The organism is Streptomyces sp. TSRI0281 (assembly GCF_001905125.1).
GTDB lineage: Bacteria > Actinomycetota > Actinomycetes > Streptomycetales > Streptomycetaceae > Streptomyces.
On sequence record NZ_LWLE01000024.1, the window covers coordinates 1 to 19,788 of the forward strand.

General features: G+C 68.9%; 25 protein-coding genes and 2 pseudogenes. 11 read left to right on the forward strand and 16 right to left on the reverse strand.

Going from position 1 to position 19,788, the window contains the following annotated elements; all coding sequences use genetic code 11:
• Nucleotides 1–124 precede the first annotated feature (124 nt).
• Nucleotides 125–634 (forward strand): hypothetical protein, encoded by a 510-nt coding sequence (locus A6A29_RS44990; protein WP_143197081.1) that lies wholly within the window; start codon nt 125–127, stop codon nt 632–634.
• Nucleotides 635–1,241: 607 nt separating this feature from the next.
• Here the strand turns inward: A6A29_RS44990 and A6A29_RS27715 are convergent.
• The 6 genes and pseudogenes from A6A29_RS27715 to A6A29_RS27740 form a co-directional block, all read right to left on the reverse strand.
• The gene (locus A6A29_RS27715; RefSeq protein ID WP_158074474.1) at nt 1,242–1,448 is read right to left on the reverse strand and encodes a hypothetical protein; all 207 of its coding nucleotides are present in this window, start codon (nt 1,446–1,448) and stop codon (nt 1,242–1,244) included.
• Nucleotides 1,449–1,465: 17 nt separating this feature from the next.
• Nucleotides 1,466–1,771, reverse strand: a complete 306-nt coding sequence (locus A6A29_RS27720; RefSeq protein WP_143197082.1) for a hypothetical protein — start codon at nt 1,769–1,771, stop codon at nt 1,466–1,468.
• A gap of 212 nt (nt 1,772–1,983) precedes the next feature.
• Nucleotides 1,984–2,476 (reverse strand): annotated as a pseudogene (locus A6A29_RS27725) (ATP-binding protein); the annotation flags it as partial.
• Nucleotides 2,477–2,758: 282 nt separating this feature from the next.
• Nucleotides 2,759–3,205 carry a VOC family protein gene (locus tag A6A29_RS27730; protein WP_073724015.1) on the reverse strand — a complete coding sequence of 149 codons (447 nt, stop codon included), beginning with the start codon at nt 3,203–3,205 and terminating at the stop codon, nt 2,759–2,761.
• 67 nt (nt 3,206–3,272) lie between these two features.
• Nucleotides 3,273–4,079 carry an NAD(P)H-dependent oxidoreductase gene (locus A6A29_RS27735; protein WP_073724017.1) on the reverse strand — a complete coding sequence of 269 codons (807 nt, stop codon included), beginning with the start codon at nt 4,077–4,079 and terminating at the stop codon, nt 3,273–3,275.
• The gene (locus tag A6A29_RS27740; RefSeq protein ID WP_073724058.1) at nt 4,076–4,909 is read right to left on the reverse strand and encodes an EamA family transporter; all 834 of its coding nucleotides are present in this window, start codon (nt 4,907–4,909) and stop codon (nt 4,076–4,078) included. Before A6A29_RS27740 ends, A6A29_RS27735 begins: the two co-directional genes overlap by 4 nt.
• A gap of 171 nt (nt 4,910–5,080) precedes the next feature.
• Between A6A29_RS27740 and A6A29_RS27745 the strand changes: the two genes are divergently transcribed.
• A complete protein-coding gene (locus tag A6A29_RS27745; protein WP_073724019.1) occupies nt 5,081–5,983 on the forward strand; it encodes a LysR family transcriptional regulator in 903 nt (300 codons plus the stop codon).
• Nucleotides 5,984–6,213: 230 nt separating this feature from the next.
• Here the strand turns inward: A6A29_RS27745 and dapB are convergent, their stop codons facing one another.
• Nucleotides 6,214–7,026: a 4-hydroxy-tetrahydrodipicolinate reductase gene (gene dapB / locus A6A29_RS27750; protein ID WP_079183049.1), complete on the reverse strand. Its 813-nt coding sequence runs from the start codon at nt 7,024–7,026 to the stop codon at nt 6,214–6,216.
• Between the two features lie 139 nt (nt 7,027–7,165).
• Nucleotides 7,166–7,973: pseudogene (locus tag A6A29_RS48220) on the reverse strand (Tn3 family transposase).
• On the opposite strand from A6A29_RS48220, the gene A6A29_RS46975 reads away from it, so the two are divergent.
• Both A6A29_RS46975 and A6A29_RS27770 read left to right on the forward strand, forming a co-directional pair.
• Nucleotides 7,912–8,640: a hypothetical protein gene (locus tag A6A29_RS46975; protein ID WP_241838674.1), complete on the forward strand. Its 729-nt coding sequence runs from the start codon at nt 7,912–7,914 to the stop codon at nt 8,638–8,640. The pseudogene A6A29_RS48220 and the gene A6A29_RS46975 sit on opposite strands and share 62 nt — an antisense overlap.
• 43 nt (nt 8,641–8,683) lie before the next feature.
• A complete protein-coding gene (locus A6A29_RS27770; RefSeq protein WP_241838675.1) occupies nt 8,684–8,881 on the forward strand; it encodes a hypothetical protein in 198 nt (65 codons plus the stop codon).
• Nucleotides 8,882–9,275: 394 nt separating this feature from the next.
• Here A6A29_RS27770 and A6A29_RS27775 read toward each other — a convergent pair whose 3' ends face one another.
• The 3 genes from A6A29_RS27775 to A6A29_RS27785 all read right to left on the reverse strand — a co-directional run bounded on the left by A6A29_RS27775 (nt 9,276) and on the right by A6A29_RS27785 (nt 11,120).
• On the reverse strand, nt 9,276–9,455 hold the full coding sequence (locus tag A6A29_RS27775; RefSeq protein WP_143197083.1) for a hypothetical protein: 180 nt from the start codon (nt 9,453–9,455) through the stop codon (nt 9,276–9,278).
• A gap of 562 nt (nt 9,456–10,017) precedes the next feature.
• Nucleotides 10,018–10,458: a carboxymuconolactone decarboxylase family protein gene (locus A6A29_RS27780; protein WP_073724025.1), complete on the reverse strand. Its 441-nt coding sequence runs from the start codon at nt 10,456–10,458 to the stop codon at nt 10,018–10,020.
• Nucleotides 10,455–11,120, reverse strand: coding sequence for a class II aldolase/adducin family protein (locus A6A29_RS27785; protein WP_073724027.1), 666 nt, complete (start codon nt 11,118–11,120; stop codon nt 10,455–10,457). Before A6A29_RS27785 ends, A6A29_RS27780 begins: the two co-directional genes overlap by 4 nt.
• Nucleotides 11,121–11,253: 133 nt before the next feature.
• Between A6A29_RS27785 and A6A29_RS27790 the strand changes: the two genes are divergently transcribed.
• From A6A29_RS27790 to A6A29_RS27810, 6 genes are all read left to right on the forward strand, one after another.
• Nucleotides 11,254–11,640, forward strand: a complete 387-nt coding sequence (locus A6A29_RS27790; protein ID WP_073724029.1) for a MerR family transcriptional regulator — start codon at nt 11,254–11,256, stop codon at nt 11,638–11,640.
• Nucleotides 11,641–12,005: 365 nt separating this feature from the next.
• The gene (locus tag A6A29_RS27795) at nt 12,006–13,085 is read left to right on the forward strand and encodes a tyrosine-type recombinase/integrase (RefSeq protein WP_073724031.1); all 1,080 of its coding nucleotides are present in this window, start codon (nt 12,006–12,008) and stop codon (nt 13,083–13,085) included.
• Complete coding sequence (locus tag A6A29_RS27800; RefSeq protein WP_073724032.1) at nt 13,082–13,414, forward strand: helix-turn-helix domain-containing protein; 333 nt, start codon at nt 13,082–13,084, stop codon at nt 13,412–13,414. Before A6A29_RS27795 ends, A6A29_RS27800 begins: the two co-directional genes overlap by 4 nt.
• Nucleotides 13,415–13,518: 104 nt before the next feature.
• Nucleotides 13,519–14,124, forward strand: coding sequence for a hypothetical protein (locus tag A6A29_RS46980; RefSeq protein WP_241838676.1), 606 nt, complete (start codon nt 13,519–13,521; stop codon nt 14,122–14,124).
• Nucleotides 14,105–15,013, forward strand: a complete 909-nt coding sequence (locus A6A29_RS46985; protein ID WP_241838677.1) for a hypothetical protein — start codon at nt 14,105–14,107, stop codon at nt 15,011–15,013. The genes A6A29_RS46980 and A6A29_RS46985 overlap by 20 nt, the downstream gene beginning before the upstream one ends.
• Nucleotides 15,014–15,055: 42 nt before the next feature.
• Complete coding sequence (locus A6A29_RS27810) at nt 15,056–15,607, forward strand: YciI family protein (protein ID WP_073724033.1); 552 nt, start codon at nt 15,056–15,058, stop codon at nt 15,605–15,607.
• A gap of 364 nt (nt 15,608–15,971) precedes the next feature.
• Here the strand turns inward: A6A29_RS27810 and A6A29_RS46990 are convergent, their stop codons facing one another.
• A complete protein-coding gene (locus A6A29_RS46990) occupies nt 15,972–16,724 on the reverse strand; it encodes an MFS transporter (RefSeq protein WP_107468342.1) in 753 nt (250 codons plus the stop codon).
• Between the two features lie 181 nt (nt 16,725–16,905).
• Nucleotides 16,906–17,235, reverse strand: a complete 330-nt coding sequence (locus A6A29_RS27820) for a hypothetical protein (protein ID WP_073724061.1) — start codon at nt 17,233–17,235, stop codon at nt 16,906–16,908.
• Between the two features lie 332 nt (nt 17,236–17,567).
• Here A6A29_RS27820 and A6A29_RS27825 point away from each other — a divergent pair, with 332 nt between their 5' ends.
• On the forward strand, nt 17,568–18,356 hold the full coding sequence (locus A6A29_RS27825; RefSeq protein ID WP_198953318.1) for a class I SAM-dependent methyltransferase: 789 nt from the start codon (nt 17,568–17,570) through the stop codon (nt 18,354–18,356).
• 494 nt (nt 18,357–18,850) lie between these two features.
• Here the strand turns inward: A6A29_RS27825 and A6A29_RS27830 are convergent, their stop codons facing one another.
• From A6A29_RS27830 to A6A29_RS47645, 3 genes are all read right to left on the reverse strand, one after another.
• Complete coding sequence (locus A6A29_RS27830; RefSeq protein WP_198953314.1) at nt 18,851–19,036, reverse strand: hypothetical protein; 186 nt, start codon at nt 19,034–19,036, stop codon at nt 18,851–18,853.
• Between the two features lie 88 nt (nt 19,037–19,124).
• The gene (locus A6A29_RS45455) at nt 19,125–19,655 is read right to left on the reverse strand and encodes a hypothetical protein (protein WP_158074476.1); all 531 of its coding nucleotides are present in this window, start codon (nt 19,653–19,655) and stop codon (nt 19,125–19,127) included.
• Nucleotides 19,652–19,783 carry a hypothetical protein gene (locus tag A6A29_RS47645; RefSeq protein ID WP_274535841.1) on the reverse strand — a complete coding sequence of 44 codons (132 nt, stop codon included), beginning with the start codon at nt 19,781–19,783 and terminating at the stop codon, nt 19,652–19,654. Before A6A29_RS47645 ends, A6A29_RS45455 begins: the two co-directional genes overlap by 4 nt.
• Nucleotides 19,784–19,788: the final 5 nt, after the last annotated feature.

Below are 19,788 nucleotides of genomic sequence, written 5' to 3' on the forward strand. Positions count from 1 at the left end.
ACAACCGCCGCCGCCTGCGCAAGCACAAGATCTTCGGCTACCTCACCCCGGCCGAGACCAGGCAGCGGCATCAACACGCCCTCGCGGCTTAACGGACGAGTGTCCAGGATCACGGGGAAACTTCATGGACGCGCTCGCCCTGTGCCACGGACACGGAAGCTACCTGCCCCGCCCCTACCAGGAGACCAGCACCCCGGCCCCGACGGACGTAGAGCTGCGCACGAACGCCTCGGACGTCGCCGACCAGCTCGTACGGCACGACCAGCAGTACGGAACCAGCACGACCGGCAACATCCCCGGCGGGCTGGAGGACGGCTGCACCGACAGCGACCGCGACGCGGTCCGCACCTACGCCCGCCGGGAGTGGATCACCCTGGAAGAAGGCATGGCCGGGCATCTGACAGCCGGGCGTGGGGATAGTGCGGCGACGGGTTCGGTCGCTCACGTCGTCCGTTCTGATGAGCTCGCGGTGGACGACGTCCTGCACGAGCGCCCGCAGGAGCCGGAGGGGACCGTCCCGCACGGTCATTTCCGGGACGGTGATCAGCAAGCCCCTCCGTCTATTCGGTGTTCTCCTTACGCTGCCAGCGGGTCCAGAGCCTGGTGGACAGCCACACGACGGCGGCGACGATGACGTTTTCGATGATGTTGTTCACGGTCATGTCTGCTGCGCCGGATCCGTTGGCCGGGCGTGCTGAGCGGCGCGGTGTTGTCGAGGGGCGGGTCACCGGGCCGCGAGGCCGAGCGGGAGGTGGGAGGTGCGCATGAAGAGACGACGGCCTCGGCACCCCGCAAGACGGCCACCACCCCGACGGCCGCGGCTGCCCCCGAGGCGCCGGTGAACACTCGCGACACGGCCTCGCCCGGCTTCCACCAGGCGCTCGCTGCGCACCAGGCCCACCGACAGACCCCGACCGGCAACGGACCCGGTCATCCAAGCCGCCCGGGAACAGCAGATCCGCAACCGCTGGCAGGAGCCGGAAGAACTGTTCGGCGACGGCCAGGCCGCACTCGCCGCACTCCAGGCCAAAGCCGCAGCGGCAGCGCCCAGTTCGAGCGACGCCGCCCGCGCCCGTGCCCTCCAGCGCCTCGCCGATGACCGGGCCGGGCTCACCACCCTCACTCCCGCCCAACCCGCACCACAACTGCGCCACACCGCCTGACCCCATCCCTACCGTCCCGAGGTGTGTCGGAGTCCACGTGGATTGCAGCAGCCGGGCACCCGCTGGATCAGGAGCAGTTCAGGGCTGTTCGCCCCAGACGGTCAGCGCGCTCTCCAGATCCCGGAGCGTCTGCTCCTTTGGGGTGTCGTACTGCTTCTCCAGAATCATGATGGTGATCCCGCAGTAGCCGGCAAGCTCGAGGACCAGGGTGAGGAAGTCTTCCTGGTCGCGGACGAAGGTGCGGCTGAGGATCGCGGCGCCCTCGCCGGCCCGGTCGTCCAGCATGCCGCAGAGCACCTGGACTACCGGCGCCGGAACGCCCTCGCGGTGCTCGCGGGCCGAGCGGTCCATCGCGTCGAGGAATTCGGCGGGCTCTGCCCGCTGCGGGCGGCGAGCTCGGCAGTCAGCCCGAACGCGGCCGTGGAGATGCCAGCGGCCAGCAGAGCCAGGCGGTCCATACACTCGGCGTCGGCGTCCGCGTAAGCGGCGTCCGCGATTAAGCGGCCGGTGGGCAGGCCGAGCAGTGACCGGGCGTCGGTGCGGTGGCTGGCGGGGTCCAGGGCTGCGCGCAGCAGTTCCATGACGGGCTCGTGAATGGCGGTGTTCATGGACGCCATGCTGCCCGCGCCAGGCCCGATGTGTGCAGGGCTTACGGAAGTTGGCGGGCACGCCCGGCAGGGAAGTCACGCGGCGCTGTTCTCGGCTTGTGTCAACGGCCTCGTAGTGCTCCCCGCGAGCGGCCAGTGATCTGCCCCGATGATGGCCAGGTGGGTGCCCCCGGTGGCGGCCAGTTATCTCCCCGCCATCGGTTGGTGGGCGATCAGCTGAAGGGCTTCACTCCCTTTCCGGTGGTGGCCTCGGTGAACCTGATCGAATCACCCTGAGTGACGGTGATGTGGGCATGGTGGAGGAGGCGGTCGACGGTCGCGGTGGCCAGGGTCTTGGGCATGATCTCGTCGAAGCCAGAGGGGTGCAGGTTGCTGGAGACGGCGATCGAGCGACGCTCGTAGGCGGCGTCGACCAGGTGGTAGAAGCCCTCGGCGGCGTCCGGCGAAACGGGCAGCAGGCCGATGTCGTCGACGATGATCAGGTCCGAGCGGACGATCTTTGCCAGGGCCCGGGCGATGGAATCGTCCGCGCGGTGGCAGCGGACCAGGGCGCCGAGGTCCTCGATGGTGAACCAGGCGACGGCCAGGCCGGCTTCAACCGCGGTCTGCCCGAGGGCCTCAGTGAAGTGGCTCTTCCCCGTGCCCGACGGGCCGCAGATGCAAGTTCTCTCGCTGGCCGACCCACTCCAGAGTCTTGAGGGCGTCCAGGTGTTTGCAACAACTCATGAAACATGATCACCGCAGGTGGATCGCCGGGCGGGCGGGTGTTTCACGAGCGACCACCTATGAAACACCCGGAGTGACGCACTCAGGCCGGTAAGCGCGGGAGTCCCCTGCGGCCGATGCTCGCCGCATCGCGCCGTATCGCGGCACGTCGGCATCGACGCTCTCCGCCTCGGCGAGCCTGTCCCGCCGGCAACGACACCACCAGGTACAGCGCCCGCGCCGAGCAGCACGGGCGTACTGGCCGTCGCCGATCGGGAAGGGTCAGTCGGAGCGGATCTGTAGAACGATGCCCGCGCCGTCGGCGGTGTCGAAGTAGGTGAACCCGCTGCCGTCGGGCCGCCTCCCTCGCAGCAGTACCTCCAGTCCCAGCTCTGTGGCCTGCTTCTCGGCCGCGTCGCAGTCGGTTACGCCGAAGCCGAGGTGGAAGACGCCCTCACCGTGCTCCTCCAGGAAGTCCCGTTGGGGGCTGCGGCCTGTTCCGGGCCGGCACAGCTGGAGTTGGACTCCGGGCAGATCGGCGTACTTGTAGGTGAGGTCGAAGAACGCCTCGCGGTCCGGTACCCGCAGGTCGTCCTCGAAGGCTTTGAGGGACGGGAAGTCGTGCCAGGGACCTACCCCCAGCGATGTGTAGTACGTGACTGCCTTGTCGAGGTCGCGCACGACGATGCAGATGTGGTGCAGCGCCTGGAACACCGGTGTATCACTCACGGAAATCAGCTCCTGTGCGGGGGTTGGGCTCGGGACTCGGGCGGACCTTGGAATCGCGTCCGGGTCCTCAGACCTGCCGCGAGCCGGAGCGAGGTGAGGAACGGTCGGCCGCTGCGGCTTGCTCCTGCCCTGCTGAGGGGTTCCACTGGAAGCCGCTGCGGGCCCTGACACCGGGCAGGAGGCGCTGGTCGGGTCCGTAGTCCTCCCGGGTATGGAAGAAGAGGGGCTCGGTGGTCTCGATGGTCCGCAGGCGTTCGGCGTAGGCGTCCAGGCGTTCCTTGCGTTCCTGTTCGGTGGCCAGGCGGGGTGCGTAGGCAATGAACGGGGGCAACGGGGTGAAGCCCAGGTAGTGGAAGACGCCGTTGTTGACCGGCCAGAGCAGGCGCTGGATGTCGCCCTCGATGCCGTCGGGTGCATAGGTGGCGGCGGAGGTGCCGGTGGTGCAGCTGATCATGGCCTTGCGGCCGAGGAAGACGCCCTTGGCGTGCTTGCGGCCTCGGCGGTAGGCGAACCCGCGGGACATGACGCGCTCGACCCAGCCCTTGAGGACGGCGGGCATGGAGAACCACCAGATCGAAAACTGGAAGATCAGCAGGTCGCACCATTCCACCTTGGCCTGTTCGGCCGCCACGTCCGCCGGGCAGATGCCTGTCTCGTACTGGTGCTCCTGTTCTATGTCGATCTGCAGGAGTTCGGGGTGGCGTCGGGTGCCGGCGAAGTCCTCGGCGTCGGGAACGGCCTTGAAGCCCAGGGCGTACAGGTCGCTGACCTGCACCTGGTGTCCCTGCGCGCGCAGGGTGGTAACCGCAGTGTCCTTCAGGGCGGTGTTGAAGGAGGCGGGGTCGGGGTGGGCGTGGACGATCAGGACCTTCACGAGGTGCTCCTGCTGTTGGTGGTGAGGGTGGGAGGTGTCGTGGTGACGGCGACCGTGTTCGCGCCGACGATCACCAGCATGGCGAGCCATGCCACCGCATCGAGGTGCTGGCCGAGCACGACGAGACCGATCAGCGCGGCGAAGACCGGGTTGACGCTCATGAATACGCCGAAGAAGTGCGTGGGAACTCGCCGCAGTGCCAGAAGATCGGCCAGAAAGGGCACGGCGGAGGACAGCACGCCGGCCGCCAGCGCGCAGGCCATGGAGGCTGCGGTGGGGGGATGCAGCCACAGCGCCAGGACGCCGACGGGAAGGTAGAGCGCACCCGAGACCGCAGCGGCGGCGGCCGAACCCTCCAGCCCGGGCAGGCGGCGGCCGACGACGCGGTTGAGCAGGATGTAGCTGCCCCAGCACACCGCGGCGAGCAGGGCCAGGGCGATGCCCAGGTAGCCGGTGGAGGGCGAGGGGCGGGCCAGGACGACCACCGCGGCCGCGGCGGCCGCCGCGCACAAGGCGTCGATGCGGCGGCGCGAGCCGGCCAGGGCCACCGTGAGCGGGCCGAGGAACTCCAGCGTGACGGCCAGCCCAAGCCCGATGCGGTCGATGGCCATGTACAGGGACAGGTTCATCGCGGCGAACACCAGCGCCAGTCCCAGGACCGGCTGCCACTGCGCCGAGGTGAACGACCGCAGCCGCGGCCTGCCGACCGCCCACAGCACTGCGGCGGCCACCCACTGGCGGACGGCCACCACTCCCACCGGGCCGATCACCGGGAAGGCGAGCGCCGCCACCGATGCTCCGGCCTGGTTGGACAGGCCGCTGCCCAGCATCAGGGCCACCCCGGCCAGGCGCTTGCCGTCCTGGCCGGTACCACCGTCGTGGGCGGCGCCGGAGGTGTGTCCGGCGCCGTCGTGAGAAATCTTCAGCACCATGCCCTCGACAGTGGGGCCCCCGCAGCGATGCGCAAAATGCATCCACCGGCCTATCGATACGCTGAGCGTATGGATAAGCAACAGTGGAGCCCTGCCGGCCTGGAGCTGAAACACCTGCGCTGTCTGGTCGCCATCATCGACACCGGCAGCTTCACCGACGCCGGCCTTGAGCTCGGCATCTCCCAGGCTGCCGTCTCCCGCAACCTGCATGCTCTGGAACAGTTCCTCGGAGTGCGGCTGCTGCACCGCACCAGCCGCACGATCGAGCCCACGTCCGCAGGCGTGCGGGCCCTCGCCCGCGCACGCATCTTGCTCGCCGGCGCCAACGACCTCGTCGCGGAAGCGACCGCCGGCCACGCCCTGCTCCACATCGGCCACGCCTGGTCCGCCTTCGGCCACCACACCACCGATTTCCAGCGGCGCTGGCACGAGAGCCACCCCGAGGTCGAACTCCGACTCGTCCGCCACAACTCCCCCACCGGCGGGCTGGCCGAAGGAATGTGCGACCTGGCTGTCGTCCGCGCCCCACTCGACCTGAAGCCCTGGTCGCACGCCCTGGTGGGTCACGAACACCGCGTCGTCGCACTCGCCTCCGACGACCCCTGGGCCCGCCGGCGCAGCATCCGCCTGGATGAAATCCCGGCCCGCACCCTTGTCATCGACCGCCGCACCGGCACCACCACCTTGAACCTGTGGCCCGAGGACGAGCGCCCGGCCGTTACCTACACCCACGACATCGACGACTGGCTCGCCGCCATCGCCACCAGCTACTGCGTCGGCCTCACTCCCCAGGCCACCGCGGCCCAGTACCGCCGCGACGGCATCGTCTACCGCCCCCTGCGCAACGCCGCCCCCGTACCCGTCCACCTCATCTGGCGCCGCCAGGATCCCCACCCCGCGACCCACGCCGCAGTCGCCCTCGCCATCGACCTCTACCGCGAGAACCCCGAGCCCCCGCGCTCGCGGAAATGACCGGATGCGAGAGTTTCGCGAGTAGCCCCGGACTGATCACGGCCCACGGGACGCCGTTTGCGAAGGTCCTTTGGAGACGCTCAGGTTGTGCGGGGTATCCCGACCGGCTGCCGCCATGGATTCGACGCGCGATCGAACCGTGTCGGCGGTGGAACGTCACACTGCCCGAACGGTGACGGTGACCGTTGCGGACGACCACGGCCCGGGGCTCGACCGCGCGGGGCCCGAGCTCAGCGTTGGTCCGGGGCGCCGAACAGCAGGGAGTCGAGGCCCCGGCGCACACCCACCGTCTCGCTCACCCGGCGCACCGCCAGCAGGGTTCCGTCGACGTAGGGATCGGGGTCGGTGCCGGGGTCGTGACGCATCACAAGTCGTTCACCGGGGCCGGCGAACACGATCTCGGTGGTGACCACGAAGCTCGGCAGCCGGATCGAGTGAATGCGGCTGCCGGCGACCTCGGTGCCGCGTGCCTCCACCGGGCCGTGCAGATCGCCCAGCGGGACGGCAGGCTCGGGTGCGCGGACCGTACCGAGCGTTTCGGCCAGTTCCCGGGAGGTACCGCTGGGCACGTCCGGCTTGGTGTCGCCGGCGTAGTCGATGATCTCCCAGTGGTTCAGGTGCTCTGCGGCCATGGTGGCGGCGCGGCGCAGTACGGCGGCCATGACGGAGAAGTTGCCGGCGGCGATGACACCCACGGAGTGCTCGTGGGCGAGCCGGTCGATTTCGGCGTAGTCGGCGGCGGTCAGGCCACTGGAGCCGACCACGACGTGGACCCCTGCCCGGACGGCGGTCAACACGTTGGCCCGGACAGCGGCCGCGCTGGTGAAGTCCACCAGCACATCCACCGGAGCAGCCCGGAGCGCTGCGGCCACCGAGTCGTGTACCGAGCCGCCGCCGCTGGAGCCGACCGCGTCCGCCAGCGTCGACCCGGCGGCCGAACGGGAGACACCGGCGGTCAGGACGAGGTCATCGGCCCGGTCAATGGCGCCGACGATGGGCGGAGCGGTCCATCCGGTGATACCGGCAAAACAGACATTGATCATGATTTTCACTGTATGCCCATGCGGCAGACGGACCCGGTAAGCCGGATGAGCGGTCAGTGAACGAAGACGAGTGAACTGGCCGTCTCCGACCACTGACAGTTGCGCGAGGTACCCGACGGGCCACGGGCACCCTCACGGCTCAGGCGGCCTGGCCGAGGCCGGCGACGCTCAGGTCCTGGTCGCGGAGCTGGGTGAAGTCGACGTCGAGTTTGGGGTCGTATGCCTCGGGCTGGATGCCGAGTTCGTGGGTGGAGTACTCGCCGAACCGTTTGATGTGCTCAGTCAGGTACGGCGAGATGTGGGCCAGGTCCTCGGGGTCGATCTGCCAGCCCTCCTCCAACAGCTGGCGGACGATCTCCGCAATGTCCAGGGCGTTGTGGAAGATCACCGCGTTCGTGAGCAGGGCGTTGAACTTCATCGCCTTCTCCTGCTCGATGGGGTCGTTGTCGGCGAGGACGCCCTGGTTGCCGAAGCCGACCCACTGGGAGAACCGGTTGAACGACTCGGTTCGTCGCGGCCGTCACCCGTCGGCGAAGCGGCGCGTCCGAGAGGTAGCGCAGCAGCTGCACGGTGCGGATCACGCGGCCGACCTCGCGGAACGCGGTGTAGGTGGAGTTCTTGTGCGAGCCCGAGCGCAGCCGCTTCAGCAGGGTCGAGGAGGAGATGGCGCTCTCACGCACGGACACGGCCACCTTCATCAGGTGCCGGAACTGGGACTCGATCAGGTCCCAGTCGATGATGTTCTTGCCCGCCTCCCCGAACAGGGAGTCGATGTGGACGTACTCGCTCCGTTTGGACGGGCGGTAGAAGCTGGAGACCACGACCGAGGAAGCCGGGGGCCGGGTCGACGAGCTCGACGACCGCGTCGAGGCCGCGGAGCGGACGGTGAAGAGGCTCACCCAGCACGTGCGGCTGCTGGAAGGCCAGATCATGGCCGCCGGGAACATCCCTCCGGCGGACCTGGACACCTTCACCAAGGACCAGCACGCCCTGGCCGCCACGATGCGGTCCGGCTGGGACGCCGCCGACGCCCTCCTCACCAGCACCGTCCGCACCCACCCCCAGAACCGGGTACAGAGCTTCCACAACGCCCAGGCCCAACACCGGGCTACCCAGGAGGAAGCCATCGGCCTGGTCGGCACACTGCTCTCCACCCCCTACAACACCCAGCCCCACGCCAAGGCCGCCACCAAGCTGCGCTCCGTCATCGCGCGCGAGGAAACCGAACGCCAGGGCCTCGCCCGGCAGGCTCCCGAGGCCCGCAAGGCCACCGCGGCCCTCGCCGCGGACCGTGCGGCCACCGCCGGCAAACAGCCGTCCATCGCCGCCGGCGAACGTGCGGAACAGCGGCTCACCCTGTCCCTTCGCAGCAGGCTGGCGCACGCTGTCAGCAGCCGTCTGCTCCTGCCCTCCTGGTTCGCCACCGTCCTCGGCCCGGCACCACCAGCACAGGACGCCGAACGCTGGCTGGAGTGCGCCACCCACGTACTGCTGTACCGCCTCACCTACCGCATCGACGACCAAGTCCTCGCCCTCGGACCCCGCCCCGACCCCGCACACCAGCGCCAGCGCCAGTGGTACGAGGAACTCCGCAAAGAACTGCGCCGCTGGTGAACCACACGTCCGCCGGGGTACTGGCGGGCCGCGCACCAGGCCGGTGACCAGCCAGTCCCAGATCAGCCGGAAGCAGTCAGGCTCCGCAGCCTGGTCGCTCGACGACATCGACCCGCTGTCCGTCTGCTACGGCATCCCCGTCCCGGACCTCGTCTCCGGCGTCGACCGCGCGATCCACTGTTTGCCCGCCCGCCGCCGCGCACCGATGCCCAGTGCCGCGCAGCTCACCATCAGCCCCTGACGGGGTAGGCATTCCCGTGGGCGTCCCGGAAGACCGGGCTGCCGGGACGCCCACGGCCTGCAGCCGTTTGCACCGCGTAGCTGTCGAGGTAGGCAGTGTCATCGGCGGCCTGGGTGATCGGTTCACCTGGGGCCGCTCCCGGCGTAAGGCGTCTGGCGCTTCCTCATACTGTTTCTCACAGAAACAGTATGAGGAAGCAGCATCTCTGGACAGGGGCCTGCGGCGATGAAGCCGTGTGGCCCCTGCGGCGGCGCACCAAGGAGGGTTGACGGGCAGAGACGCGCGCATACTGTGCGCCTGAGTAACAGTGTGGGGAAATCGTGTTCCCCATGGTGTGCGTGTGGGGCACAGTCCCGGATCAATTCCGGGACTGTGCCCCACACGGGTGTGACGGTCAGGCGGAGCGGCGCAACGGCACGACGTTGTTCCGTGCCTCCGCCCGTGGTCCCACACCGTAGTAGCGGATGTTTCCGTGGCGGGAGCCGACCCTGAGCCAGCCCGCTTCGATCAGCGGCGCAATCTTTCGCGACAGCACAGGCCGGTTCATACCGATCTCTGCTGCGATCTTCTGCACGGACTTCACGACCGCGTCGCCGCGGAAGCGTGAGGCGACCACACGGTCCGAACTGGCTGGCGGGGGAGCTCCTGCTGCCGCGATGTTCCGCAGGCCGGATCGGGCGCCGCTGGCTTCGGGCCCTGTTTCGCTGTGGTTGAGGCATCGGTCGACCAAGTGCCCCGGGCCGACGAGGCAATCCCAAGGGCAGGTCGGCCGGACCACGGACAGTAACCCACGTAGATCTCACGAGGTACGGCCTCCTGGCGCGAATCCCCGCCGGAGGCTGCCCGGCCCGGTTCGCAAAGGGCCACCGGCGATCAAGTCCCGCCCCTGCGCTGTTCCCAGGAAGACGAGTGGTGGTGTGATCGGGGGCTGAGGAACAGCGACGTCATAACGTGCGCTAAGCCCTCCAGGGGCCGATGCCGCAGAGAACAGGGCCGGCTCGTGCGTCCCGAGCCGCCCGGAACCGCAGCTCACGATGACCGATGGCACGGATAACGAAGCATTATCTGCGGCGGCCGTCACGGAGAGTACAGGCGCCGGTTTCCGGTCGAATGTTCCTCAACCCCTGACTTCTGTCTCAGAGTCGGACCGGGCCGCCCGCACGATCCGATGGTCGCTCTTCGCCATCGTCTCCGTGCTGCAGGAGTTCGGCGGTGATCTCGGTGCCGAGTGCGTACGCCGGCACGCCCGCGGTGATGAGCGCTGTCTCGGCGACGCCGATGAGGTCGGCGATGCCAGCTCCGGCGTGGAGTGCGCCCTGGGCGTGGATCCGGGCGGGGTGTGCCCGGCCAAGGGCCAGCAGCTGCCCGAAGTGGACGAGCTGCTGCACTCGAGCTCCCAGCGGATTGTCGGTCAGCACGATGTGGCGCAGTGCCGCGATCGCCTCTTCGGTCGGCAGTCGGCCGAACTCCTGGGCCAGGCGCAGCCGCTCCTGCACCCCGCCGGGAACGGTTCCGAGGGTGGAGCGGTAACGGTCGCGTATGGCCTCGGTACGGGAGGCGAGGGTGCCGTCCGTCATGACATGACCCGCGCGATCGCGGCGCGAACGGCATCCTGGGCGCCCGGGGGGAAGTCCACGGCCCCGCCGATCGCCGCGGCGGCGATCTCGGCTTCGGCGCTCTCCTCGATCGCCACCACGAGGTGGGCGGTGGCCGCCGAATCTGGACCGAACACCAAGAGTCCGTGGTTGGCCAGCAGGACTGCGGCCGTCGTCGGGCACCGTTTCAGCACATCGGCGAGACCGCGCACCGACACGTCCGATCCGCGTGGTCCCCAGGGAACCACGGGGACGTCCTCGGCCTGTCCGAAGCGCAGCATCGGCTCGGTGCGGCAGGGCAGCGGCCGGTGGGCCACGGCGAAGGCGGTCGCGGACGGCGAGTGGGTGTGGATGATCGCGCCCACATGGGGGCGGGCCTTGTACACGGCGCTGTGCATGGCGATGATCTCGGCGCTGACGGACTGCAGCTCACCTTCCAGGACCTGTCCGTCGAAACCAACGGTCGCCAGCTGTTCGGGCCGCAGGCCGCGGACGAACCCCGGCGTCAGCAGAAGGCGCTCACCGTCAAGCCTGGCGCTCAGGTTGGCGTGCCCTGAGTGGGACATCACCCCGGCCGCGAAGAGCTTCTCAGCGGCTTCCACCAGCTGGTCGGCCCGCTCTTTCCGTACGTACGTGTCGCTCATAGTGGTATCTCCAAGTGCGCTGCCCAGCGGCCGCTCGTTGGTCGCTGTCCATGTGCCGACCACTCTTCAACTTGAACTAAGGTTTAAGTCAAATGCCGGATCCGACGAGCAGCAGGAGGAGCGGAACGTGCGCATGACGATCGGCCGACTCGCCGAGATCACCGGAGTGCCCGCTTCGGCCATCCGGTACTGGGAGCGCCACGGCCTGCTGCCCGCGCCCGAGCGTAAGAGCGGCCAGCGGCGCTATCCTCCGGAGGCCGCCGAGCGGATCACGGTACTTCGCAAGTGCCAGCAGGCCGGGCTGACCCTGGTCGAGATCAACGAGTTCCAGCGGGAGCAGCCACGCAGAAAGGCAATGATCCGCGCCAAGATCAGCGAGATCGAGCAGCGCATGGTCGATCTCGACCACGCCCATCAGCTCCTGACCCATGCCCTCAAATGCAGCGAAGAGGACATCGTCAGATGCCCGAAGTTCCGAGAGCAGATGGCGGCGTGGCAGACGCCTGATCCGGCGCCGTGAACTGTGTGAGGGGCCCACGCGCGCAAGGTACGCAGGCTGCGGGGTGGCGGTGGGCGGCTTGTGACGGCCGCCGCAGATAATGCTCCGTTATCCGTGCCATCGGTCACCGTGAGCTGCGGTTCCGGGCGGCTCGGGACGCACGAACCGGCCCTGTTTTCTGCGGCATCGGCCCCTGGAGGGCTTAGCGCACGTTTGTGCGACATCCTGTGAGTTCCCCTGAACCCGGCTGAGTACCCGACCCCGTGGCCAGGGGGTTCTTTCTCTTTCGGGTGCACTGTGTCTTTGTGACGTAACTTCGGGATTCTTGAGGCGTTCTCACTTCGTCCGACCGATCCACAGTCGGGCCGAAGGCGAGGAGGCTCGGGTTGACGGCGTTGGCGGTCGTGCGGGACCTGCGTGAGCACCGGGCGCCTGCGTCGGCGGAAGAACTGGAGCGGTTCGAGACCGACGTGCTGTCCGGGTTCGTCCTCGCGCGGGCCTCGGCGGGCCTGGCGGATGGCACAATCCGCGGGGATGTCGGGCACCTGGAGCAGATCAGGACCTGGTTCGGCCGGCCGCTGTGGGACATGGAGCCGGCCGACGTTGATGCGTACTTCGGGAAGGTGCTGCGGAACTCACCCAGCGGCACCCGGCTGGCCCGGTCGCAGGCCCTGACGACGTACTTCCTGTTCCTGGAGCTGCGGCACAAGGTCGAGCTGCACCGGATGACCGGCCGGGTGGTCGAGTGCCCGATCGACGAGATGAACCGGCCGCGCGGGGCCAAGGACGCACAGCTGCGGATTCCACCGACCGGACCGGAGGTCGGGACGCTGTTCACCGGCTGGGGCGGCGCGCTGGCCACCTGCCGCAAGTTCGCCCCTACCGCCAGGAACTACACCGCCTCCAAGCTGATGTCCCAGGTCGGCCTGCGGGTCAGTGAGGCGTGCAAGCTCGACCTGACAGACATCAAGTGGGACCTGGGGCGCTTCGGCAAGCTGCACGTCCGCCATGGCAAGGGCGCCCGTGGCTCCGGCCCGCGCGAGCGGATGGTCCCGCTGATCAACGGCGCCGACCGCACGCTGCGGTGGTTCATCGAGGACGTGTGGGGCCAGTTCGACGACGACCACAGCCGCCCGGGTGCCCCGCTGTTTCCCTCCGAGCGGAAGAACGCCGACGGCTCCTCGCGCCGGGTGGGCGACGACGCTCTGCGCGGCGGGCTCAAGGACGCGGCCACAGCGCATCTGCCGGGGTGGGGCGAGAAGCTGACGCCGCATGTCCTGCGGCACTTCTGCGCGTCCCAACTCTATGAGAACGGGCTGGACTTGCTCGCAATTCAGGAAGTCTTGGGACATTCCTGGATCGCCACGACGATGCGGTACGTCCACGTCCAGCAGACCCAGGCCGAGGACGCCTGGGCCGCCGGGACCGAGCGGGCCGCGAAGCGGCTGGAAGGGCTGATCCGATGAGGTGGAACCTGCGGCTGACGGCCGCGAACAAGGGTATCTGGAAGGCGTCCGAACTCCAACAGAGCCTGGCCGAGCACGGGTTGGTGATCTCAGCGGGGAAGATGTCCGGGCTGTGGTCCGGCCAGCCGGTCTCGCTCAAGCTGGAGGACCTGGACGTCATCTGCGTCGTCCTCGGCTGCGAGATCGGTGACCTGTTGATCCCCGAGCCGGAGAAGGTCCACCGCCCCGGGCAGGCGGAGGCGACGGACCGGGCCGCGGTCGGCGCGGGAACCGCCGCAGCGAAGGTGGTCCCCAAGCGCCGGGACGGCCGGTCGCTGCCGCCGGAGTGAGCCGGTGGCACGGTTCCCGCAGGGGCTACGTCAAGCCCACCGACTCTTGTGACAGCTGCCTGGCCTGGGGAAACTTCAGCGGCCGTCTCTGCCCCACCTGCTACATGTTCGGCCGTGGCCACGACGCGGCTGGGTGCACCGGCTGCCGCCGCATCCAGCCGCTGAAGTGGACGTACTGCCGTTTGTGCTGGTGCCAGGCCCGCCTCAGCGCGCAGGCCACCGCTGGCCGGCTCGCGGACGAGACGGACGTGCGGGAGCGGCTCGCCGCCGTCCGGCACCACCAGCTGTTCTTCGTCGGGATGCATTACCGCAGACGGCCGATGCCCTCGGCCCGGCAGGGCGGAGGACGGCGGGGAGCCCCGCGCAAGCCGCCCCCGGCCCCGGCCTGGCGCCCGGATCCCGGCTGGACGCAGCCACCGTTGTTCGAGCAGATCCCCCGCGACTACAGTCGGCTCGCTCTGGCCGACGCGGACCTGGCCAGCCTCTGGCTGGCCTGGGCGAAGTACCTCGCCTACCGGATCGCCGAGGCCCGCGGCTGGGGCCGTAACATTCGCTTCGCCGTCAACCGCGGCCTGGCCCTCGTCCTCACCGGCTACGTCGAGGGCGACGTCATCCGGCACACGGAGATCTTCGCCCCCACTGCGGGCCCTGGACCTGCCGGTCGGCCACACCGTCACGGTCCTGGAGGAGATGGGGATCTTCGAAGATGACAGCGAACCCTCCTTCGAACGCTGGCTCGCCGGGAGACTGGAGGGTCTCGCACCCGGCATCCGCTCGGAGACCGAACGTTGGACCCGCGTCCTTCGTGACGGCGGCCCGCGCAGCCTCCCGCGACAGGAGGGCACCGTCTGGCTCTACCTCAACCGGGTCCGCCCGGCTCTACTGGAATGGTCGAGCCGCTACGACCATCTTCGGGAAGTGACCCGCGACGACGTCCTCACCTATATCAAGACATTGCACGGCCACCAGCGACATGACCAACTCGTCGCCCTGCGTGCACTGTTCACCTGGGCCAAGCGGAACGGGCTGATCTTCCGCAACCCCGCCAGCCGGATCAAGGTCGGGCAATACGAGTACGCCGTGCTGCAACCGCTCGTCCCCGAGCAGGTCGACCGCTCCGTCGCCGCGGCCACCACCCCAGCGACGCGGCTCATCCTTGCCCTCGCAGCGGTCCATGCCGCCCGGGTCGCCCAGATCGCCACCCTCATGCTCGACGACGTCGACCTCGGCAACCGCCGGCTGACCATCGTCGGACGTGTCCGCCCTCTGGACGACCTCACCTTGCAGCTGCTGCTGGACTGGCTGGAGCACCGGCGTCGACGGTGGCCGAACACCGCGAACCTCCACCTGCTGATCAACAACCAGACCGCCAACACCACCAGCCGGGCCAGCAACCACTGGATCAGTGCTGCGATGCGGGGACAGGACGCCACCCTGGAGAGACTCCGCGTCGACCGGCAGCTCGAAGAAGCCATGGTCAAAGGCCCTGACCCACTCCACCTCGCGGAGGTCTTCGGGCTCGACGAGAAGACCGCGATGCGCTACGCGGACTCTGCACGGGCCCTGCTGGAGCAGGCCGCCGAGCAGCCCTCGCAGTGAAACCCGCTCGACCTGGGCACCTCCTTGAAGAGATCTTTAGGCATGGAGTTCCTCTGCTACCACCGCGACCGGCCCGCCTCCCTGCCACTGCGCTACGAGCTGGGGGAAGAGCATTGGTCCTACATGGACCAGTACGCGAAGGAGATGATCGCCCGGGGCCCGACTCTCGCCGACGACGGCGACACACCCACCGGAAGCGTGCACATCCTCGACCTGCCCGATCCCGCCGCTGCCCGCGCGTTCGCCTTCGACGAGCCGAACTACCAGGCCGGTGTCTACCGGGACGTGCTGCTACGACGGTGGCGCAACACGCTGGGGCGCACCATGTGGGACTTCCCCGGCGGCCGGACCGGCGGCAACCGGTACCTGGTGATCGGCCTCGGCACGGGACAGGCCGCCGACCTCACGGTGCCACCCGACCGGGACGAGCTGATCGCCTACGGACCGCTGCTGTCCGACAACGGCGCCACCTGGCTGGGCACGGCGGCGCTGGTCCGAGCGCCGGACCCGGAGACGGCACGCACCATCCTGACCCCGGACCGGTACGCCGATATCGAGGTGCACAACTGGCAGTTCGGCGGGCGCCCGTCATAGCCGAGGACGTTCGGCCGACGTCACCGCCGAAGCCCTTCGAATCGCCCAGCAACCTCGTGTTTCCCCCGAACCCGCGGATGCATCAGCCTGACGCACACCAGTGGACCCGTGGGTTCGCGCTGAATAACCTTCAGTTTCCGCGAACTCGCGGGACTCATCGGCCTCGGGGAACATCGGTACAGCGGTTGGCGCTGAGAATGATCATGGTCGGCTAGCACACCGGCTGGGGGCTCCGCTGGGGTTCGCGGACACCGACGCCATCCTCCCAGGCGGATACCCGCTTACCCAGTGCTACTCCGGCATGTGGTCGAAGCCCATTCCGTATCGTGCCGACCAGGATGGTGGAGAGTCCTGAAGACTGCGGTCAGCCGGATCGGTCCGCTGCCGGAGGGGCGCTGGCAGGAGTCGTTGTCACGTAACGGGCTCTCGCCCAGATTCCAGCAGCGGTGAAGGCCAGCACAAGTGTCGCGGCGCCCGAGACGCCGAGGGTGAGCCGGGGGCCGAGCGCGGCGACGAGCGGCCCGCCGAGCGCGGTGCCCAGGGGAGCGGCGGTGAGCAGGGCGGCGCCGCGGGCGGCGAGGACGGTGGTCAGCCAGGCCGCGGGCGTGCGGTCCTGGAAGAGGGTGTAGGACAAGGTGGTAAAGGGGCCATAGATGAATCCGCCCAGGGCGAAGCACACGAGGGTGGTGGCCGTCGGGGCGCCGAGCCCGAAGGGCACGAGCGTAAGCCCCCATCCGGCGACGATGGCCAGGGTGACGGGCCAGACCGGGAGTTTGCGCAGGCTGCCGGCCGTCAGACTACCGAGTACCGCGCCCACGCCAAAGAGCGTCCAGTACAGCCCGAGAACACTGGACCCGGTGTCCAGGTCTTCGGTGACGTGCAGCGGGAGGGCAAGACCTCGGACCGGTGCTGGAAGGACAAGGCGCTGGGCGGGAGCACGCCGACTTGGTGCGGCCAGGCGGCGGGTGTGCGCGGTGCGGCCTGCTGCACCAGGGTGAAGCTGTCGATTGCCAGGTACCCGGTGTTGGCCAGAGCGCCCTCGCTGGCGGTGGCGGCCCCCGTACGGCTCACATGTACCGGGCCGGTGGTCTCTGGGCCGGGTCCGGTGTGGCCGGATACCGCCGTGGCGCCGTCGTTGGCAGCGGCATCGCCGGTGTCCTTGGCGGTTACCGACGGTCCAGGCGTTGCGTCTGCGGTCTCGGGACCAGCATCGGCGTCACCGTCCGGGTCGGGGCGGCGATTGGGCTATTTCACCATCGAACGGAGATCCTCCCGCATACTGAGCCGTCTCGGCCCGGTCAGCTGTAGTCGACACCCGTACTTGCGCTGCTGTCAGGCCCGTCCGCGGTGGCGTCCCCGGTTCGCTCCGCCCGAATCGCCCCGCTCCCGGCATCTTGCGGGCGTCGCACGCCGGTGGACGCCCGGCCTCCACCGGTGGCCTTGGCCTTCCCGGTATCGACCACCGCAACCCCGGCCTGTGGGTTGGCCGGGGACTGCATCAGCGCCCACACCAGGGCGGCAATACCGGTGGCGCCCTGGACTGAGGCGGCAACCAGCTGGCCGGTATCCGGGTTGTCCAGCAGCCAGAAGAACGGCGTCGACGCGGTCAATACGACCGCGACCACCATGACCGTGATCTTCCTGCTTCGCGGCATCCCCACTCGCCCCCTCTCCGCAGCCGACGAACGCGCGCCCTCAGCAGCATTGGATGAACTTCAGTGGTAGCACAGGACGCCTCTGCACAACCATCAGTTCCCCGCATCCCGGCCCGGGGAGCCTTGCGCTCGCGCTTCGGCACCAGCGCCGGGGGCGCTTGCTGTATTCCGGGAGGCCCCCCCGCGCCGGCGTGGCCCGGCAGGGAGAGGACTCCGGGGTAGACGAGATCGATCCGTGCGACGACGCAGCGCAGCAGTTGGCCGCGGCCAGGAACCGAACTGCTGCGGCGCACGTCTCCCGCACCATGATCTCAAGCGAGCGCCAAGAGCACGCGATTTCCAGCAGGCTGGTCTCGCCGTCCGCAGTGAGTGTGGATCCGTCGAAGACCAACGACTACAACAGCTTCGCCGAGGCGTACACGGCCGCAAACGAAACCAACCTGGTCAATGCCTACTACGAGCGGCCCGCGATGCTGGCCCTCGCTGGAGACGTGGCCGGCCGGCGGATCCTCGACGCCGGCTGCGGCTCGGGGGCCCTGTTTGCCGCGCTGCGCGACCGTGGCGCCATGGTGAGTGGCTTCGACACGAGTGCCGAGATGCTGGAGCTGGCTCGGCAGCGGCTCGGCGACGGTGCGGACCTGCAGGTGGCGGACCTGGGCAGCCCGCTTCCTTACGCTGATGACACGTTCGACGATGTAGCGGCGTCCCTGGTGCTGCACTACCTGGAGGACTGGGGGCCGGCGCTGGCCGAGCTGCGCCGCGTACTCAGGCCCGGCGGTCGGCTGATCGCGTCTGTCGACCATCCCTTTGCCATCAACCTCATACACCGCGAGGCCGGTCGCGAGGCCGAGTGCAACTACTTCGACACCACCAAATGGACCGTAGAATGGACCGTGGGCGGCCAGACCGCCCTGGTAAGCAGATGGAACAGGCCGCTGCACGCGATGATCGAGGCTTTCATCGGGGCCGGTTTCCGGATAACGGTCATCAGCGAGCCGGATCCTGATCCCGCCGCCCGCGAGATGTTCCCCGAAGCCATCGCGGCCGAGCCGCGCTTCCTGTGCTTCCTGTTCTTCGTCCTGCAGGCCGAGTAGCAACCAGAACAACCTGACCGCTGGGAAGCGGTCAGCTGTTCTCGTCGTCGGCCGCTTTCTCGTCGGTGCTCGGGTCACGCAGCGGGCGCAGCCCGCGGGCGGGCGGGTGAAGGCGTAGCGGCCGAGGAAGTCCAACGCGACTTCCAACGAGAGCTGACCTACGACGGGCTCCGGGCCGCCGAAGCCAAGGACAAGAAGGGCGGGCACCGCCCAGCCGTCCCAGCCGACAAGACCGACACCGTCCGCACCGCCTGGCGGACCACGGTGGCCGGGTTGTGCGGGCGGCCGGTCTCCCGCAGGCCCTGGAGGGTGTCGTTGTAGGTGTTGCGGAGCACGCCCGCGGTGAACTCCAGCTGGTCCGCCTCCAGGTGCGCCAGGTGTTCGACGATCGCGGCGCCGGTCCCTGGCCGCGTACGCGCGCATCAGGTCGAGTGCCCGCCACGCGGCCTCGTTCATCCGGGGGTCGGTGAGGTCCTGGAAGTCCTGGGTGTTCTTCATCGTGTCTCCGTGGTCGATCGGTCGGTGGTATCCGCCGCAGTGCGGGGGCGGGGCACGGTGGTCGCCGACGCCAGGTCGAGCCGCTTGTCCATGTCCAGGTGGAAGGTGCCGTACGGGTTGACGTTGGACCAGAACAGGGCGGTCGGCCGCGCCGGTCCTCGTCGGTGAGCTTCTTCGCCCACTTCGGTTCGGCCAGGACCTGTTGGAGCAGCAGGGTATTGACGTGTTCTCTGAACTTCGAGAATCGGCGGCCGCACCCGTGGTTGAAGGTCACGTCTGGCTCTCTGCGGCTGTGACGGTGCGGCTGGAGATGTCGCGGAATGCGGGAATGCCGAGGTTCACGGTTGCGGCGCGACGGTCACGTTCGGCGAGTTCGGCGAGTTCGGCGAGCTTCTGCCGGGCTCCGGCGAGACTGACTTTGAGCCCTTCGACTTCTCCGAGCCAGCCCTCTCGTTCTGCTTCGGTGATGCGGTCGAGCAGGTTGTCGCGGATCTCGACGATGCGGTCTGCCTGTCCGGGATCGGGGCGGAGAAGGCTGCATCTCAGGCAGCTGTGCTCGTGGACGCAGCTGGTTCCGTAGGAGCGTCCGCAGTCGCCCAGAGCGACCCGGGCCCTCCGCAACGACGATCCGCCGCAATGAGCGAGCTCGCACAGGGAATTGAAGCCTCCAAACAGGTCAGAAAGCTGGAGAGAACAGCGGCCGAGCGTGTTGATGGGGTGCCGTGCGACTGGCGAGAGGCGAGCGACGTCCTCGTAGCGCTCGCAGAGCTGCCCCGCTCGGTCCTCCCCCGGCCCCGTCACGTCAGCGTCGACAAGTATTCGGACCAGTTCTCGTCGGCGAGCGTGGCCCAGCGTTCGGCAGTCTTGGGGTGGATGCCGAGCAGGTCGGCGATGACCATGGGCGGCAGGTCGGCCAGGGCGTCCATCATGGCGG